General features: G+C 52.3%; 12 protein-coding genes and 1 pseudogene. 10 read left to right on the plus strand and 3 right to left on the minus strand.

The window, feature by feature from the left end:
- Position 1 precedes the first annotated feature (1 nt).
- Positions 2-1048 carry a GNAT family N-acetyltransferase gene (locus tag AC6T8Q_RS14580; RefSeq protein ID WP_500679772.1) on the plus strand — a complete coding sequence of 349 codons (1047 nt, stop codon included), beginning with the start codon at positions 2-4 and terminating at the stop codon, positions 1046-1048.
- Between the two features lie 26 nt (positions 1049-1074).
- Here the strand turns inward: AC6T8Q_RS14580 and AC6T8Q_RS14585 are convergent, their stop codons facing one another.
- Together AC6T8Q_RS14585 and AC6T8Q_RS14590 are read right to left on the minus strand one after the other, a co-directional pair.
- Positions 1075-2055: a sulfotransferase gene (locus tag AC6T8Q_RS14585; RefSeq protein WP_500679773.1), complete on the minus strand. Its 981-nt coding sequence runs from the start codon at positions 2053-2055 to the stop codon at positions 1075-1077.
- 4 nt (positions 2056-2059) lie between these two features.
- Positions 2060-2701, minus strand: a complete 642-nt coding sequence (locus tag AC6T8Q_RS14590; protein ID WP_500679774.1) for a sugar transferase — start codon at positions 2699-2701, stop codon at positions 2060-2062.
- 189 nt (positions 2702-2890) lie between these two features.
- Here AC6T8Q_RS14590 and AC6T8Q_RS14595 point away from each other — a divergent pair, with 189 nt between their 5' ends.
- The 4 genes from AC6T8Q_RS14595 (at position 2891) to AC6T8Q_RS14610 (ending at position 8540) form a co-directional block, all read left to right on the plus strand.
- Positions 2891-4096 carry a DegT/DnrJ/EryC1/StrS family aminotransferase gene (locus tag AC6T8Q_RS14595; protein WP_500679775.1) on the plus strand — a complete coding sequence of 402 codons (1206 nt, stop codon included), beginning with the start codon at positions 2891-2893 and terminating at the stop codon, positions 4094-4096.
- Positions 4097-4183: 87 nt separating this feature from the next.
- A complete protein-coding gene (locus tag AC6T8Q_RS14600; RefSeq protein WP_500679776.1) occupies positions 4184-5737 on the plus strand; it encodes a lipopolysaccharide biosynthesis protein in 1554 nt (517 codons plus the stop codon).
- Entirely contained in the window at positions 5734-7191 is a 1458-nt protein-coding gene (locus AC6T8Q_RS14605) for a hypothetical protein (protein ID WP_500679777.1), read from the plus strand. The genes AC6T8Q_RS14600 and AC6T8Q_RS14605 overlap by 4 nt, the downstream gene beginning before the upstream one ends.
- A 74-nt stretch (positions 7192-7265) precedes the next feature.
- Entirely contained in the window at positions 7266-8540 is a 1275-nt protein-coding gene (locus AC6T8Q_RS14610; RefSeq protein WP_500679778.1) for a glycosyltransferase, read from the plus strand.
- On the opposite strand, the gene AC6T8Q_RS14615 is transcribed toward AC6T8Q_RS14610, so the two are convergent.
- The gene (locus AC6T8Q_RS14615) at positions 8541-11465 is read right to left on the minus strand and encodes a S8 family serine peptidase (protein WP_500679779.1); all 2925 of its coding nucleotides are present in this window, start codon (positions 11463-11465) and stop codon (positions 8541-8543) included.
- A gap of 951 nt (positions 11466-12416) precedes the next feature.
- Here AC6T8Q_RS14615 and AC6T8Q_RS14620 point away from each other — a divergent pair.
- The 5 genes and pseudogenes from AC6T8Q_RS14620 to AC6T8Q_RS14640 all read left to right on the plus strand — a co-directional run bounded on the left by AC6T8Q_RS14620 (position 12417) and on the right by AC6T8Q_RS14640 (position 17717).
- Complete coding sequence (locus AC6T8Q_RS14620; protein WP_500679780.1) at positions 12417-14126, plus strand: serine/threonine protein kinase; 1710 nt, start codon at positions 12417-12419, stop codon at positions 14124-14126.
- Positions 14127-14307: 181 nt separating this feature from the next.
- Positions 14308-15705 (plus strand): annotated as a pseudogene (leuC, locus tag AC6T8Q_RS14625) (3-isopropylmalate dehydratase large subunit).
- Positions 15706-15711: 6 nt separating this feature from the next.
- The gene (leuD, locus tag AC6T8Q_RS14630) at positions 15712-16299 is read left to right on the plus strand and encodes a 3-isopropylmalate dehydratase small subunit (RefSeq protein ID WP_500679781.1); all 588 of its coding nucleotides are present in this window, start codon (positions 15712-15714) and stop codon (positions 16297-16299) included.
- Between the two features lie 24 nt (positions 16300-16323).
- Positions 16324-17388, plus strand: coding sequence for a hypothetical protein (locus tag AC6T8Q_RS14635; RefSeq protein ID WP_500679782.1), 1065 nt, complete (start codon positions 16324-16326; stop codon positions 17386-17388).
- 5 nt (positions 17389-17393) lie between these two features.
- Positions 17394-17717 (plus strand): hypothetical protein, encoded by a 324-nt coding sequence (locus AC6T8Q_RS14640; RefSeq protein WP_500679783.1) that lies wholly within the window; start codon positions 17394-17396, stop codon positions 17715-17717.
- Positions 17718-17770 lie beyond the last annotated feature (53 nt).

Here is a 17770-nt window from a genome sequence, read left to right on the forward strand (position 1 = left end):
CATGCAAGTTGAACTGATAAATACGGATGATGCTCGCTGGTCTGCCATGCTTGGGCGAGTGGAACATGATGTTTATCATTTGCCAAAATATGCGTCTTTGGAATCTCAACAGGGAACCCATGAGCCTGCCGCACTGTATGGAGTGGACGATAAGGGCGATGAATTTCTCGTTCCTCTACTGTTACGATCTCTTCCTGCAAGACTTGGACTACCCGACTCCTGGCGCGATGCGACGGTTCCGTACGGATATCCGGCACCTATCGGCTCATGCCGCGACGCTGCATCGATGAACGATTTTTTGCACCAGGCCGCAAAAGTTGCCCAAGACAATGACGTGATTTCACTCTTTTTGCGCTGGCACCCCGTATGGCCAAGACTTTCACGCCGCGCTATTGCTAATGAGAAGATCGTCGATCATGGTCAGACCGTGTTTGTCGACCTCACGGAGTCGATCGAGGAGTGGCACGCGCAAACGCGAAACGAACTTCGGTACAGTGTTCGGCGTTTAGGCAAACTCGATTATGAAGTGGCTATCGACGATTGGTCGATGTTACCGGAATTTCATCGAGTGTATCAAGCGACCATGGGACGCGTAGGTGCCAACAGCAGATATTGTTATTGCTTGGATTATATATATGGTCTTCGTGAAGCATGGGGCGAATGTCTTCATCTTGCCAGTGTCGTTTCCCCTGAAGGAGAAATAGCTGCTGCTGCACTCTTTAGTGAGTGTCACGGAATTCTGCAGTACCATCTCAGCGGTTCGGATGAGAAGTACCTGCGTTTGGCACCAACCAAATTTTTGCTCGATCATATGCGATATTGGGGCAAAGAGCGCGGCGATAAGGTTTTTCATTTAGGTGGTGGAGTTGATGGACAAGAAGATTCTTTGTTCGCATTTAAGGCAGCCTTCTCGAAGCATCGAAGTTCATTCCAGACTTCGCGGATCATTACTGATAGAAATCGTTATGAGCAAGCGATGATAGCTAGCTGCGGCAAGCCATCTCATTCTCAGGAGATGTTTTTTCCAACCTATCGCAAAGCAGCTTAGGTCGAGAGAACAGTCAGCATTGAACCCTAGCCTGTCTGTGCCTGAAGATTCTCGTAAGCGGCGCGTAATTGATCGCGGAGGTAATGTTCAGTAGGACTTGCAGAAAAGGGAAACTGTGCGGGCGGTGAGCTGATTTGCTTTACCGTCTGACCATTATTCTTAAGTAGCTCGAGCAGTTGTTCGAGAACGCCTTGAGGATTGGTGCATAGGTCGCGATATTCAATTATTAGTGTGTTGTTGCTGCCGATCTGCCCAACTTGCTCAGCAATCGCACGCTCAGTAAAAAAGATTTGACCGGCAATCTGCGAAGGCACTGGTTGATGCTGTAGCCAAACATATTCCTTAGGTTTAAGTGAAATCCACTTATCTATCGAACCCAGTTGTGCTTCTCTGGCCTTGAGGATCGACAGCCCGTTGTCGATGGGATCACGGCGTATCCAAAGAAATATACTTTTCGGCAGAACCTGCTGCATTCTCTTCAAATGCCAAATCAATAAGAACGACTTAAACACGAGGGGCTTGTCGAACGCATGTGTCATGTTGATGAGCACTTTGCGCAAGCGAACCCAATCAATGTGCTGTTCAAAGCCTGCCGGTTGTTCAGCCATTTCTGGATAATCTAAAAGGTATCTCCAAAAATAGCCAAATTCATGGGGTTCTTGAATACTTGCCGTTCGTCCCAGATCGGAGCTATAGCTGTACGGCCTGGCTCCCGCGAGCAGTTTTTCGGAAAGTCTAATGCCGTAGCAAGGCGCTCGCCAGAAACTTGCGATGAGGTTATTGATATAACCGACATCCAAATTGGCACTAATCAGCTGAGATAAGAGCGTCGTGCCAGATCGTGGTGCGCCAACGATGTGGATTGTGGAGTAGTCTTCAGGCAGTTCAAGGAGATTTTGATCGTGACTGCTTGCCAGCGACTGGTTGAGTGCCAAAAGCATCTGCTCATAACTCTCATCCTTCTTGTAGTGTCCGATCAAAGTGGGTTCGATTCGCTCACAGGACATGCGATTATCTGCTATCTAGAACGACCTTCTTAGGAATATCATCGACATGCTCTGGGTTCCTATCGAGCACTATGCCGTCGCCGGTAAGTATAACTCGTATGGTTTTCAATGCGATGCTCAGATCTAACAACCAGGAATAGTTGTTCACATATTGAAGATCGAACTCGATGCGTTGCGACCAAGGAAGTGTGTTCCTGCCGGAAACTTGAGCTAGTCCTGTAATGCCGGGCTTCATGTCACAACGGCCTTTCTGTCGAGCAGTGTAACGCTCATGGCGTTCTAAGATTCCAGGACGGGGCCCGATGAAAGACATTTGCCCTAAAAGAATATTGATAATTTGAGGTAACTCATCGATGCTTGTCCGGCGAAGGATACGACCGATGCGAGTAATGCGATTTTCTAGGGGAGAACCATCCTCATTTAAAAGCTTGTCGGCGTCTTGTACCATCGTGCGGAATTTGAACACATCAAATGGCCTGCCCTTGTAACCCGCGCGAGTGTGGCAAAAAAAGATTGGCCCACGGCTGTCGAGCTTAATCAAAAATGCCACGACGAGGCCAACCGGTAGTAGCAACATCAGAAGCAGTGCTGCGCTAACACGATCAAGCGAGTATTTAATGTGGACTTGAAGAGCTTGGAAGGGCATCAGATCTTTTGTCGACCGTGTTCAAAAATTGGACAGGATTGCGGCGATTCTAGTAATGACACTTGCTATCTACAAGATCAGACTCGCCTTGACGGGGCACAATTGCTGCCGCTATACGTCACCCGCTGTACGACTCAAAGTGACGATGTTGCTAGCATGCGAGCGCCCTTCCTAATCGGCTAAATCAAGATGAAGTTCTCGGATTTCCCTGCATGGCCCGTATGTGGCGACGATGAAATTGCCGCCGTCGAACGCGTGTTACGTTCTGGACGTCTCAATTACTGGACGGGAACGGAAGGTCTTGCCTTTGAGAAAGAATTTGCCGCCTACGTCGGCTCGCGCTATGCGATAGCGTTAGCGAATGGGACCGTGGGCTTGGAGCTAGCGCTTGCTGTGCTAAATATTGGGCCCGGCGATGAAGTCATCGTTCCGAGTCGAACATTCATTGCCACGGCGAGCAGTGTTGTCGCACGTGGCGCGCGGCCCATATGCGTTGATATCGATCGCGACAGTCAAACGATGACTGCCGAGACGATTCGCCCCCATCTCTCGTCGCGTACCAAGGCGATTATTCCCGTGCACTTGGCCGGTTGGCCCTGTGATATGCAACCGATCTTGGAGCTGGCAAAGCGTTTGGATTTATGGGTCATTGAAGACTGTGCGCAGGCTCACGGTGCCAAATATCGTGGCAAGCCCGTGGGAACAATAGGTGACATTGGCGTCTACTCCTTTTGCCAAGACAAGATTATGACCACCGGAGGTGAGGGTGGTATGCTCGTGACCGATCGCGAGGAAATTTGGAAACAGGCATGGAGCTACAAAGATCATGGAAAGTGTTACGACGCGGTTCATAACCAACAGCATGCCCCCGGCTTTCGCTGGCTGCATAAGTCATTTGGAACCAATTGGCGGATGACGGAAATGCAGTCGGCCATTGGTCGCATTGTCTTAAGAAAGCTTGATGCCTGGGTCAAGGTTCGCCGCCAGAATGCGGAATTCTATCGTAAAGTGCTCAGCGATTGTGACGCAATTCGCGTGCCCCAGCCAGCAGTCGAAGATTACCACTCATTTTATAAATTCTATGCTTTTGTTAGGCCTGAGAAATTACTGCCCGGTTGGAATCGAGATCGTCTCGTCGCGGAAATCAATGCTCTAGGTGTGCCATGTTTCACGGGTTCCTGCAGTGAGATCTATCTGGAAGAAGCCTTCCCACGGGAATGGCGACCCGCGGAACGGTATTCCGTGGCAAAAGAGCTTGGCGAAACGAGCTTGATGTTTTTAGTGCATCCTGGAATTGATAGCACTTCTATTAATCAAATACGCTGTGTGTTGAAAAACATTAGTGAGTCGACTTCAACTCAGCTATCTTCGGCAGCTATCCGCAAGAGTGCATGATTCTCTTGACGGTGTTAACTGAATCCGGGACTATGCAATCGCTATTAATTGTGCTGTCGCATACACCAGTCTGTTAAGCCACAAGTGATGCCTGCAAATCAGTTATTACGTCCGTTGCTGAAGAATAGCGCGCTCATGGCTTTGTCGGGCGTGGCAGGCGCACTCGTTGTCGTTCTTTCGGTCCCGATCATCATCGCCCGACTTGGGCCCGATGGGTATGGCGTGTGGGAGTGTCTGCTTGCTGTATCGAGCACCGCGATGATTTTCCAAACAGCGATTAACGGAACCTTGCTATGGGGAATGTCTGTCAGTTGCGGCGCGGATGATAAGCACGAAAGCCGCAGATTGGTACGTCTTGGCACGGGAGTGACACTTCTCTTGGTTGTATTGTGTGTGCCATCGCTTTGGGTTTTTCGAAATTCGATAGTCGCCGGATTAAGTGTGCCTGAGCAGTGGATTGGCGAGGCACGGTGGCTCTTACCCCAGATCGTAATGGTGATGCTCTTGGGAGGAGTCAATCAGGCTCTCTTAGCTTTAATTGCTGGTTACCAAAGAGCGGGTTTGGCTGCACTAATTCAAGCACTCGGCTTAATTGTGACAAATGGCACGATCATCGGCATACTTTTATCAGGGGGAGGGTTGAATGCCTTGTTAAGCGGCATGCTTGCGGGGTTTGGAGTAACCCTGTTGGCCAGCTATGCGGTTGCCACTTCAATCTGTGGTCGAATTGCACTATGGCCTGCTTGGCCTTCGCCTCATGAATTCACTGTCCTAATGCCATTTGCTGGATTGTTGTTGCTCAGCAATCTCACGTTGCTACTGCGCGATCATGCCGACAAACTTATTCTCGCTTCAATGGGGACAGTGACTGAGGCGGGTTATTTCGCCATCGCACAACGGTTCTCTTTACTAATCATGCAAGTGGGTGGGACCGTTTGCCTGCCATTGACTGCCGCGGTCGGCTCTCTCTACGCGGTGCAAAACTGGGCTTCTATCCGAGAACTCTATACACAAGTGAGCACATGGTTGGCAGCGGGAGTCGGCCTGCTGGCTTTCTTCGTCTGTACGATGCGCGAGCCGCTCTTTGTCTTGTGGTTAGGCGAAGATCATCCTCAATCGCATGTCTATTTGGTGTTGTTGCTATTAGGGGTCACTTCCGGGCTCGTGTTTACTGGTGCCGGGGTAGCATTAGCCAAAGGCATTGGCCGGCCTGGGCTGGAAACAGCTTATGCAGTGATCACTTTAATCTTCATTCTGATTACAAAGCCAACTCTGGTTGCGATATGTGGCGTAGAAGGTTGTGTCCTTTCGTCGGCACTAAGTTGGTGCCTGGGTGCAATCTGTTTCGTTCTGATATTACATTCTCGCATCAATCTGCCGCGCGAAATACTTGCTCGCAGCAGCGGCATTTTTCTCGTGACAATAGTGCTAACCACGATTGCTTGGAAAGTCACCAGTAATTTCTCGTTCTCCACAACGGGTCGACTTGAAGCTGCTCTGCAACTGCTCATTGTTGGGTTGCCACTCGCTATTACCTATGTAGCACTGCTGAGTTTATTCCGTTTAATCCCTTCACCAACCAGCATGTTGGCAAGCCTTCGGGGGGGATCAGAGATTGTGGTGAAGGAGGCAACCGCATGAGATCGTCAGCACCAACTTTTCCCAGGGCGCTTCCCTCGCCAGCACCTTTATCCGGTCACGTTCCACGTGCTTTTCCTCAGGTGCATCGTCGCGGGGTTACCTATCCAGCGCTGCTCTCGTCGCGGCTCGTCCGCTTAGCTCCGATACTGTTTTTTGAGCTGTATTTAACCGGTTCCGTGCTCGTGTTTGCATTCGGGCCAGTTCAATTCACGGTCTTCAATCAAACGACTCTTTATACCTACCTTGCACTTGGGCAACTGGCAATTGCCATGGGGTTCAAGCTTGGGATGGCCAACCCTCCGCGACGTTATGCGGGTTATATTTCGGTGCGTAGATTGTTGCCCCTAACGATTTTGCTCACGCTAGTATTGTTGCCAATTACCTTACACTACCGCAATTATGGCAACTTAAGTCTGTCGGAAGCCCTTGCAGATCCTAATGCCGCTTATATGGCGCGGCTCAAGAGCTTTGAAGAAGAATCTTTCGTTGGGTTGATATTGGCACGTGGACTCTCTGCTCCCCTGCTGGCGCTTTTTATGCCCTTAGGAATTGTCTACGGAAGAAGTATGGGGCTATTCTGGAAAGTCCTATGGGGCATAGGCATGGTGGGGATCTTGGCACTTGCAATTTTCTCGGGCGCTGCCATGGGGCTTTTCGACATGGTGTTGGTAATTCCCTGGATGCTTTGGCTCGCAGTGCATCACCGCTCTGTGCAAGAATCATCTGATACCCAGAATTTCTGCAAGCGAAAGAAAAGCAACCCTTGGATGAAACGGTTGACGTTGGTCGCCGTAACGCTTGTGGTAATGTTTGCTGGCATTAAGTATTTCGGTCATTCACGACAGGCCCGCTATCAGCTTTCGGGTAATCAATATCCCCATTGGACGATTGGCTGGTCGGAGGAATTGTATGGCTTTCCGTTGCCTGACTCTTTGGAGTATACCTCCTATATGATCTGCAACTATTGGAGTCACGGCTATGAGGGGCTTTCTTTATGCTTAGAATTGCCTTTCGAGTGGAGCTATGGCTGTGGTCACTCGCGTCTTTTGACGCACTGTGCAGCCATGCTAGGTGCCGATGCGTCACTCATCACGGAAACGACATACCCTTTGCGGTTGCAGGCCGACTCAGGTTACGACGCATTTGGCGTATGGCATACGGCCTATCCTTGGCTAGCTTCTGATTTGACCTTTTTTGGTGCCATCGTGTTTATGGGCTGGATGGGCTATCTGTTAGCTCTCGTCTGGAAGGATGCTGTCTGCAAGACGAATCCGTTCGCGGTAGGATTTCTGGTGCAGATATTGATGTTTTTTTATTATATCCCTGCAAATAATGGCCGTATCTCGTTCCCGGAAGAAGCGATTGCCTTTTGGGGAACGCTAATGCTTTGGCTACTAACCCGTGAACGCCGCACTCAGGTGCGACATGTCCTAACGCCAAGAATTATTACATGAGCCAGCCTTCATACCCACGAGTTGCCATTGTATCGATGAACCCCATGTGCGGTGATCAGTGCAATGGCATCCTTATGAAATCTCTCTTTCAAGGCTGGCCACGCGAACGATTGAGCCAAATTTATTTTCCCACGGTTGAAACCTGGCAACCTGATCATTCACTCTGTGCTGATTACCGCTCGATAAGTTCCTGGGGACGAGTGCGATTATTAAAGAGAAGCTCATCGCAGGAAAGAATTACACCGAAACCACCACCGACAAGGCTAGAAGAATTTAGTGGATCAATCCGTCGCAAGGTGACATCGTTAGTTAGGCAGCCGCAATGGATGAATTGGCTTCGTCCATGTGCTGAACTCTGGAACGCTACGTTTCCGCTTAGCCGATTACTCGAATGTCAGTTGAGGGAGCTACAACCCGATTGTGTCTATGCACTTTTGGGAAATTACCATCTCACCAAGAATACTTATCTGGCCTGCTCCCGATTGAATCTGCCCCTTTATACTCACGTGACAGATGACTTTGTTACGGCCCAGTATCAGGACGTACCCTTCAGTGGAAAATTGCAGTCGCTTTCCGACAAGTGGTTTCGACGAGCTGTTGACTACTCACAAGGCTTAGCTGCGATTAGCCCTCTTATGGCTCAAGAATATAGTTCGCGCTATGGCAAAGAATGGTCGTGGTTTACGACAGGTATCGATCCGGATGTTTATGATCCCTTGCCACGTCGACCCGATGGAATTATAAGACTTGTCTACTCGGGCAATTTAGGTCTCGAACGTTGGCGAACACTACGCACCTTGGCCTTAGCACTTCAATCACTGAATAGCGATGAATTACCTATTCGTTTAGCAATCTACGGGCCTGAGAACCAACTTCGAGAGCATGGTACGGCGCTTAACATTTCGCCGGTCGTTGAATTGCGCGGATGGGCGCAGCCCGACAAACTACCGCAGATATTCCATGATTCGGATATTCTTGTTCATGTGGAAAGTTGCGATACGAAAAAGGGAGATTACACGCGTCTCTCTTTTTCGACGAAATTGAGCCAGTATATGATGGCAAACCGTGGGATTCTCATGGTGGGCTCAGCGGAGGCTGGTTCGCTTCGTATGGTCTCACGCGTGGGAGCCGGTTTTACAACGAATGAGGTTGATCCGCTCGCACTGGCCAAGGCCATTGCGTCACTGTTGCGCGATAGGGCTCGACAGGAATCTTATGGAACCCAAGGACGCAATTGGGCGCTTCAATGGTGTGATCAATCAACCGCACACGAAAGATTTCGGCGAGAGATCCAAGCAGTCGTCGACTCACGGAAGGTGGAGAAGTGGTTTTCTCGCGCTGCCGGATAATCACGCATTCCCAATGGTTTCGAATAAATAATCGATGCTGCTAACGTCTACATCGTTAGCGTCCGTAAAATCTTGATAGAGATTGACTTTTGCAAATCCACTGCTGAGATTGCCGTAATTAGCGCCTGAAAATATAAGATAGTCATCTCGTCCAAAAACTCTGTCGTTGGCATTCGAGTCATAGAAATACGCGATATCACTGCCACCGCTTCTTGAATAGGCGTAGACACCGTCGAAGCCGCTGGCATAGTTATAATACGTGCCTGCCACATCCTCCATAACGCTGTGCGTCGCGCGGCTCGTAAAGCGATCATTGCCCGCCGAATCGTGGAACGTTGCGTAATCGGTTCCGCCAGCTGTTGCGTAAGCATAGACACGATCAAAGCCTGCGGTATAGTTATAAAACTCACCGGTTAGGCTGAAGAGCAAGGCATAACTTGGGCCAGCCACGAGACGATCATTAGTCGATCCATCATACAAATACGCCGTGTCACTGCCACCTTTGCTGGAAAATGCATTGACTCGTTCAAAGCCTGAGACGTGGTTAAGAAATGAGCCATTGTTGGCTTGCAGAACTCCATAGTTGTGCCGACCAGTGAATGTGTCGTCACCCACGCTGTCGTAGAGGTTGGCTGAATCAACTCCTCCGCGAGTTGCATAGGCGTAAATTTCGTCGAATCCTTGAGCCACGTTTGTAAAGGATGCGCCCTGACCCATCAATGACGAGTAGTTTGAATGGCCTATGAAAAGATCGTTGCCGACACTGTCATAAAGAGAAGCGACGTCGTTTCCACCCGATGTCGCATAAGCCGAGAGATAGTCGAAACCATTCGCTTGGACATTGAACTCGTTGTTAGCTCCACGCAGGTTGCCGTATTCTGGTGTGGCCGTGAAGATGTCGTTTCCCGAACTATCGTACAAAAATGCCCGGTCGTCACCACCATTTGTTGCGAATGCCTGTAGGGAATCAAATCCTCCTGCATAGTTGTAGAAGTTGTTGTTAGATCCGTACAGAATTCCATATTGAGGTTGGGAATAAAAGTAGTCGTTCGTCGTCCCGTCATAGAGCAGAGCGGCATCTGTGCCAGCCGTTGAATGTGCGAATGTCTTAGAGAACATAGAGACGATGTTTTGGAAGCCCGTTCCTGACATTGTTCCCGATGTTGCTGTGGCAGTGTACGTGTCGTTGCCGACCGAATCGTACAAAATCGCCAGATCGCTACCGCCACCGCCATTAACTGTCGCGTATTCTGTATTCACGGTCGCGACGTAGTATCCAGTACCAACTACGATTGCGTTGCCGACTCGCAACGTGGCGCTTTCGTTTCCACTGGTCCCGGTGATTGTGATCGAATCCGTGCCGTTGGCTCCGTTAATACTAAACCCACTCACGGCGATCGAGCTAAAGTCGTGGGTAATGCCGTTTACCGTGAGTCTGTGCGTGCTGCCGGCTGTGAATTCAAACGTGTCGTTGCCACTGGTGCCGGTGACGTTCACAGTGGTTCCCGAAACTGAAACCAAATTGCTCAGCCGCAACCCCGCGTCGGCGTTATTGCCGATCACACAGACATAGAACTCCTGGCCCGCAGTGGCATAGGTGTCCACGCGCGAACTACCATTGGCCGCATTGCCCGAAACGATAACCTCGCGGTTGGCGTTGTAGAGCTGAACATTAAGTTGTCCGTTCGAGCCGTACAAACCTTCAATAGTGAGATAACCATTTTGGCTGGCTTGAACGCGATACCAAGTTTCGCCGTTCATCGACAGGCCGCTCAACTGCGAATAGCTGATAGCACCTAGATCAGTAAAGGTGAAACTGCTGCCCGCCGTGGCGATTTCCAAATCGTAATAACCCAAACCGCCGGTCGAAGAAACTCCAACCGTGTAGGTTTGGCCGGCGACAACGTTGAATGTGAATGTATCCCCGCTGTTGCTGAGCGAGCCCGAGCCGTTCGACAAACTCCAAGCAACGTCCATCTCGTGGGTCATGTTCGCGGCGGAGAACGAAACGGTTCCGGTGCTCGTAGCCGTGAACTTCATGTAGTCGACATCGGAGAGCGTGCTAATCACTCCGCTCACTTCTCGTGAGCTATTGAGCGAACCCAGATTGTGGGCCGTGGCGACCGTCGAACCGTAATCGTCGGTCGGCATGAGGGCATTGATCGCCGCACTCACGTTCAGACGCTTAAATGTCAGCCCCGTCGACGAATCGACGAATGACGTGGCGGTCGCCATCATGTGGTCGTAGATCATATCTTGCGTGATATTCACACGACCAGCGAATTCCATCGCCTGGCGAATGAGTACGCTGGCACCAGCCACATACGGCGACGCCATGCTCGTGCCGGAGAAAATCGCGTAGTCGTCGGCAACTCCATTTTTGTTGCCTTTGTAATCGGGCACAGTACTACGAATCGACGATCCTGGTGCGGCGATCGCACGAACGTCGCGTTGGCTGTAGTTGGCCAGCACACCTGCGTCAGTGACCGACATTACTGGTACGACGTACTGACTCGCGGCCGGATAGCTCAATCCGGGCGTGTTGTAACTTGCGTAAGCATTGCCGGCAGATACAGCGATGAAAATTCCGGCCGCCTCGAGGTCACGAAACTCGTCTTCGAGAGTTGACCATGACGGCGCGGAATTGGCGTTCCAAGTGGCCACGCCCAACGAAAGATTAATTGCCGTTATAGGGTTTTCAAAACTGTTGCGATTATTGATGACCCAGCGAAGTGCATTCTCAACCCAACTGAAGTAACCAGCTCCCGAATCGTCGAAGACGCGCAAGGCGACAAGATCGACGCCAGGAGCAACGCCTTTGTCATTGCCTTCGCTGCCACCAATGATGCCGGCGACTGTGTGCCGTGCGAACCCGAAGGGCCATCGTCGTAGGGATTGGCGTCGTTCTCGCCCGTGAAGTCCCAACCACCGACGACGCGATAATTCGATCCGAATCCCCCACCGAGCGCGAAGTGGTCGTAGGCAATGCCGCTGTCGATGACGGCGACCGTTTGGCCTATGCCCGTGAAGCCGTAATTGGCAACGACTGAATTCAGCCCCGTTGTATTGTGTGCGCTATAAAGCGTTTGCTCGATGCTGTCGAGCTGGTCATCCAGATCAAGCAGAGCATTCGTATCGAGCCAGAAGTCAGGATCGGAAACGACTTCATGATCGATCTGAATTTCTTCTTCGATGTAGTGATGTTCAATAGCACCACCAAACAACGGATCGGCCGTCATCATGCGGCGATCTTCGAGAGTTTCGATGCATCCCTTCCAGGCGAATTGATTCGTCTTTGTTTTGGCAGCCTTGCGCATTCCATTTCCCCTCTGGGCAACTCGCTTCGCAACACAGCAAACGGAATCGCGCAGGGCGAAACTGTCTGCCGGCGAGCCAATTTCCATACAAGTGATAAGAGCCTTGGTGGCAGCCGCAGAGGGGTGACGGCAGCATCGTGAAAAGTGATAGGATAAGTGAGTATCAACACAGCGCGATCCAAGCGCAGCGTTTGACACACTAGAAGCCTAGTTCACAAAGCCGGGGCAATGAGAGAAACTTTTCGCGACGGGGCGGATCAGCGATCCATCTGTGTCCTACTCCGAGGCTCCTTCAGCCGAGCGTGTTGCTGGCCATCCACTATGCCGCCGACGCGCTGATTAAGGGCAACCTTCTGTTGCCCATTTGCAACACCTGTATAGAACTACGTTGGAGAACCTCAACGGTTCGTCAACGCAGTTTGCCCGCTGTTTTTGCCCGAACCAGAGGATCCATACCCCTGCCCTATCGGGCGAACGCGAGTTACCATAAAGCAATATCACTTGCGGCGGCGACTGTGTCTACACGAGAAAAGTGTCTTGCTGAGAAGTTGGACCATCCATGGCAAAAAATAAATTTCAGGCCAGGCAACATTCAGATTCTGGCTCGGCCGAGACGATCGAGTCGCCGCTGCGGTTACTCGGCAAGGCGGCTTCGCCATCGTCGGTGGATAATCGCGTTGCTGCAAGACGAGGCATCGCCATCGTTGAAGGCAGCGCACCACACTTAAGCCAAGAAACGCTCAATGTTTTGCGCAATCGGTTGCGTATTGTGGCGATCTTACTATGTGCCGGATTTGGCGTGTTTCTGTTGAGGTCGTTTTCGACTTTCGACGAATACACAGCCAAAGGCAGCGGTGAATTGCTCGTAGGCCATATTGCAGTGACTCTGTTGCTAGCATTCATGGCTTGGCGGCTTTGCGTGAAATGCAACATGGTTTGGAAGCATCTGCGGATCGCCGAGTTTTTGATCTTCGGCGCGCCGGCCGCTTACATGATGACGGTGAACGTTTATAACCTGATTGATTGTGCGCAGCTCCCCGATGGCCATGCCCATGTGCCGCATATTTCTTCGTTCTGGGTGCTGCTGATCTTCTGTTATTCGATATTCATACCCAACACTTGGCGTCGAGCCCTGGTGGTGCTCAGCATTTTTGGAGCAGTTCCATTACTCGCGATCATCATTGCTGATTTTCGCTCTCCTGAATTTGCGGCCTTGTTGGACCATGATGATTTTGATGGAACATTCATCGAACACTTTTTGATCATGGCCATCGCCGTGGCGACGGGAACAGTCGGCGTGCGGGCGATTGGCACGTTGCGGCAAGAGGCGTTCGTTGCCAAGCAACTTGGCCAATACCGCTTGCGGCAAATGCTCGGCAGTGGCGGCATGGGCGAGGTCTATCTGGCCGAACACCAAATGATGAAGCGCCCCTGCGCAATCAAAGTCATTCGCCCTGAAAAGGCCGGCGATCCCCAAGTGTTAGCCCGCTTTGAACGCGAAGTGCAAGCCACGGCCAAGCTCTCGCATTGGAATTCCGTCGACATCTATGATTACGGCCGGACGGCGGATGGGACCTTTTATTATGTGATGGAATTTTTGCCGGGGCACAACATCGGCGAAATTGTTGCGGATTACGGCCCGATGACGGCTGGTCGAACAGTTTATCTGATGCGGCAAGTCTGCGATGCCCTGTCCGAAGCCCACGGGCATGGATTGGTACACCGGGATATCAAGCCCGCAAACATCTTCTGTGCCTACCGTGGCGGGATGTATGACGTTGCCAAGATATTGGACTTCGGTCTGGCCAAGCCCCTGAGCGATGCCAACGATGCGGGTCTGACGCAAGAAGGAACAATCACGGGTTCGCCGCTCTTCATGGCTCCCGAGCAAGCTGGCGGGACGGAAGTCGATGCCCGGAGCGATATCTATTCCTTGGGTGCGGTCATGTATTTGATGGTCACGGGTAAACCGCCGTTCGATTATCAACAGCCGATCAAAGTGCTCGTCGCTCACGCGAGCGAGACGCCCGTTTCACCACGGGAACTCAACCCCTCGATTCCCGTGGAACTCGACGAGATCATCATGCGCTGCTTGGAGAAAGCCCCCGAGGATCGTTTTCAAGACGTCGCCTCGCTGGCCGAGCAGTTGGAGCAAGTGCCAATTAGCGACCTCTGGTCGAGCAAGTTAGCCTCGGAGTGGTGGAACTGCAACGGCTGCCCCGAACGCAAAGCGATGGCGGCGGAAGCGGTGGAACTGGCGGCGGTGTGAAAACCACATCCGCGATATTCTTGACTCCACTCGCAGACTCTTTTCCCGAACCTCCTGGGAAAATCCCCTGTCTTTCACTCCCGGGGATCGCCGAATAGAATGAACTGTTTGTTTCCCAGGCTCCAGCGACCGCAGGGCCTGTCTTTCCACTCAGCTTGCCCATTTGCACACCTCACCGACCATGAAGCCACGTACGCTCTTTCAAAAGATTTGGGATAATCACGTTGTACTTGAAGAACCAGGGCGGCAAACGATTCTGTACATCGACTTGCAATTGGTGCACGAAGTGACAAGCGCGCAGGCCTTTGATGGTTTGCGGATGACGGGGCGAAAAGTGCGACGCCCCGAGCGGACCATCGCCACGGCCGACCACAATGTGCCGACCTCCGACCGCAGCTTGCCGATTCTTGATCCGATCTCCAAAAAGCAGATCGACACCTTGCGAAACAACTGCCAAGAATTTGGCATTAAGCACTACGACCTCAATGATCCCAATCAGGGGATCGTGCACGTAATCGGCCCCGAGCTGGGTTACACGCAACCGGGCATGACAATCGTTTGCGGCGATAGCCACACGTCAACTCACGGCGCGTTTGGCGCCTTGGCCTTTGGCATCGGCACGAGCGAAGTCGAACACGTGCTTGCCACGCAAACTTTGTTGCAGGATAAGCCCAAGACGTTGGAACTTCGCGTCGATGGCCAGCTGCGTAGTGGCGTGACGGCCAAGGATTTGATTCTGTATTTGATTGGTCAGATCACGACCGATGGTGGCACCGGATATTGCGTCGAATACACGGGCGAAGCGATTCGCTCGCTCACGATGGAAAATCGCATGACCGTGTGCAATATGTCGATTGAGGGGGGAGCTCGCGCGGGAATGATAGCCCCTGACGATACGACTTACGAATATTTGCGTGGTCGTAAGTTCGTACCCAAAGATTTCGACGCCGCGGTGGCGGAATGGCGGATGCTGCCGACTGACCCTGGCGCGACCTACGACAAGTCGCTCGTTTTTCAAGCCGCCGATATTGCTCCGCAAGTCACTTGGGGTACGAACCCAGGTTTAGTGGTCTCTGTGAATTCCAATGTTCCCAAGCCGAGCGACTTCTCGGATGCCACGGAACAAAAGACAGCCGCGAGCGCGCTCGATTACATGGGGCTCAAAGGTGGCGAAGCAATCACCGATCTTAAGTTGGATCGCGTGTTTATTGGGTCCTGCACGAACGCACGCATCGAGGACTTGCGTGCCGCCGCCGCCGTGGCCAAGGGACACAAGGTGTCTGGCCATGTCAGCGCGATGGTGGTCCCCGGGAGCGGCCAGGTCAAAATTCAAGCCGAACAAGAAGGTCTCGACAAGATTTTCTAAGAGGCCGGCTTCGAGTGGCGTGAGGCAGGTTGCAGCATGTGCTTGGCGATGAACCCCGACAAACTCTCGCCGGGTGAGCGCTGTGCTTCGACTTCGAACCGAAATTTTGAGGGTCGCCAAGGCAAAGGGGGCCGTACACACTTGGTTTCACCAGCCATGGCGGCCGCCGCGGCGATCGCCGGTCATTTTGTCGATATTCGCGACTGGGAGTAATTCAACATGAAAGCATTCACTGTACACACCGGCAAAGTCGTGGCCATGGACCGCGCGAACGTCGATACCGATCAAATCATCCCCAAGCAATTCTTAAAGCGGATCGAACGAACCGGCTTTGGCGAATTCTTGTTCTGGGATTGGGCCAAGCTCGACGACGGTTCGCAGAATCCAGAATTTGAACTCAACAAGCCCGAGGCGGCAGGGGCCACAATTTTGCTCGCTCGGCGAAATTTCGGTTGTGGCTCGAGCCGCGAGCATGCCCCTTGGTCGCTCGAGGATTATGGCTTCCGCGTGATCATTGCCCCCAGCTTCGCTGATATTTTCTACAACAACTGCTTCAAGAACGGCATACTTCCCATTCGTTTGAGCGAAGAACAGGTTGAAGATTTGTTCCAGCGGGCCGCGGAGCATCATTCCTATGCCCTCACGGCCGATCTTGAAGAAGAAAAGCTCAGCGATTCTCACGGCTTCTTCGCCAAGATCGAAGTGGACTCGTTCCGTCGGCATTGTCTATTCAATGGGCTGGACGACATTGGGCTCACGCTCGAACACGAAGAAAAGATTTCTGCCTACGAAGCGGCCCACGCGTAATTCCGCGGTTTTCGAGGAGCGGTTATGAAACGCAGGATGCTGTGCTTGCTGCTGATTCTTGTGGCCATTCCGTTGCCGGTTCGGGCCGCGGAAGAATCCGCTTTGCCCCATGGCGACGAGTCAAACCGCTTTCAGGTCGAAGTGATTGCCGAGGGGCTCGATAATCCTGCTGGGCTTGTAATCCAACCCGCGATTGCCAAAGACGAGCCGCAGCAAATTTACTTGGCCGAAAGCGGCGCGGGACGGGTTTTACGCTTCGCTGCCAATAACTCTGCTGAGAGAGCGGAAGTCGTTGCCGGATTTGCTCCGCACGCATTGACTGACCAGATTGACCTCAAAGTCGGTCCTTGGGCGTTGGGATTTGTCACGCCGACAAAGCTGGCTGTATGGGGTGGCACGGTTCAGAACGGGGCCGAAAAAGTCGCCGTGTACGCGCTGCCTGAGGATGACAAGCCACTGGCTGCGGACAAGCCGGAGCACATTGCCGATCTGCCCCAAGACGATACGGCGATCGGTGTTGGTTTTCAGGGAATGATCGTCGGCGAGACGTCGGCCTTTCTCTCACAAGGTTCGGCCGATGATGCAGGTACGATTTTCAAAGCGGCGCTGATCGCCAATCGCTTGGATGCGCCGCGCACTTTGACCCCGAGCAAACGCGATGGCGAATCGCGCTGGCCCGCGGGGTTATGCCTGAGCCCCTCCGCGCAACGGCAATACCTTGTCGCCGGATATTTGGGTGAACTCTCGGACAAACTTGATAGCCGCGTGGCGTTTATCATTCCTTCCAATGGTGATGTTGCGTTGGAACTTGCCCCGGGTTTGTTTGATGTGGTTGGTTTGGCTTACAGCCCGTTGGGACAGTTGTATGCCTTGGATTTAGCGTGGGACAATGACAAGGCGGGCGGCGTGTATCGGTTGGATGATGCTCGCGAAAATGGTCGGCCAGCCTGCCGGGCCGTGAAAATTGCCTCTGTTGTGCGACCCACGAGTCTGGTGTTCGATCAGAGCGGCATCCTCTATGTCACGGCGCTTGGCAGCGGCACGAACATGAAGCGTGGGCAGATTCTCAAAATCACCGGGGAGTTTTGATAACGATGAGCACACGGCGTGAAAAAATCGAGGCGATGCTGGCCGACGATCCCACGGATACGTTCTTGCGGTACAGCTTGGCGATGGAACTTGACAAGGCAGGTGAGAACGATGCGAGCCTGGCCAAACTCGGCGAGCTTACGAATGACAAGCCACCCTACGTGCCTGCCTTTTTCATGGCGGGGCAACAACTCGTGCGGCTCGAACGCGTGAATGAAGCGCGGACCGTGCTGCGTGATGGAATTGAAGCCGCCCGCGTTCAAGGCGATGCGCATGCCGCCGGGGAGATGAGCGAGTTTCTGGCATCGCTGGGCAGTTTGGGCGAGTAAGATTTTCACGCAGAGGCGCTGAGGTCGCGGAGTGCAAGAAAGAACCTCCGCGA

Source organism: Bythopirellula sp., from assembly GCF_041737835.1.
Classification (GTDB): Bacteria; Planctomycetota; Planctomycetia; order Pirellulales; family Lacipirellulaceae; genus Bythopirellula.

What these genes read in the sequence shown, in the direction of transcription:
- AC6T8Q_RS14580 (WP_500679772.1), top strand. Translation starts at nt 2, where the DNA reads ATGCAAGTTGAACTGATAAATACGGATGATGCTCGCTGGTCTGCCATG.
- AC6T8Q_RS14585 (WP_500679773.1), bottom strand. Translation starts at nt 2,055, where the DNA reads ATGTCCTGTGAGCGAATCGAACCCACTTTGATCGGACACTACAAGAAG.
- AC6T8Q_RS14590 (WP_500679774.1), bottom strand. Translation starts at nt 2,701, where the DNA reads ATGCCCTTCCAAGCTCTTCAAGTCCACATTAAATACTCGCTTGATCGT.
- AC6T8Q_RS14595 (WP_500679775.1), top strand. Translation starts at nt 2,891, where the DNA reads ATGAAGTTCTCGGATTTCCCTGCATGGCCCGTATGTGGCGACGATGAA.
- AC6T8Q_RS14600 (WP_500679776.1), top strand. Translation starts at nt 4,184, where the DNA reads ATGCCTGCAAATCAGTTATTACGTCCGTTGCTGAAGAATAGCGCGCTC.
- AC6T8Q_RS14605 (WP_500679777.1), top strand. Translation starts at nt 5,734, where the DNA reads ATGAGATCGTCAGCACCAACTTTTCCCAGGGCGCTTCCCTCGCCAGCA.
- AC6T8Q_RS14610 (WP_500679778.1), top strand. Translation starts at nt 7,266, where the DNA reads ATGAAATCTCTCTTTCAAGGCTGGCCACGCGAACGATTGAGCCAAATT.
- AC6T8Q_RS14620 (WP_500679780.1), top strand. Translation starts at nt 12,417, where the DNA reads ATGGCAAAAAATAAATTTCAGGCCAGGCAACATTCAGATTCTGGCTCG.
- leuD (WP_500679781.1), top strand. Translation starts at nt 15,712, where the DNA reads ATGAAAGCATTCACTGTACACACCGGCAAAGTCGTGGCCATGGACCGC.
- AC6T8Q_RS14635 (WP_500679782.1), top strand. Translation starts at nt 16,324, where the DNA reads ATGAAACGCAGGATGCTGTGCTTGCTGCTGATTCTTGTGGCCATTCCG.
- AC6T8Q_RS14640 (WP_500679783.1), top strand. Translation starts at nt 17,394, where the DNA reads ATGAGCACACGGCGTGAAAAAATCGAGGCGATGCTGGCCGACGATCCC.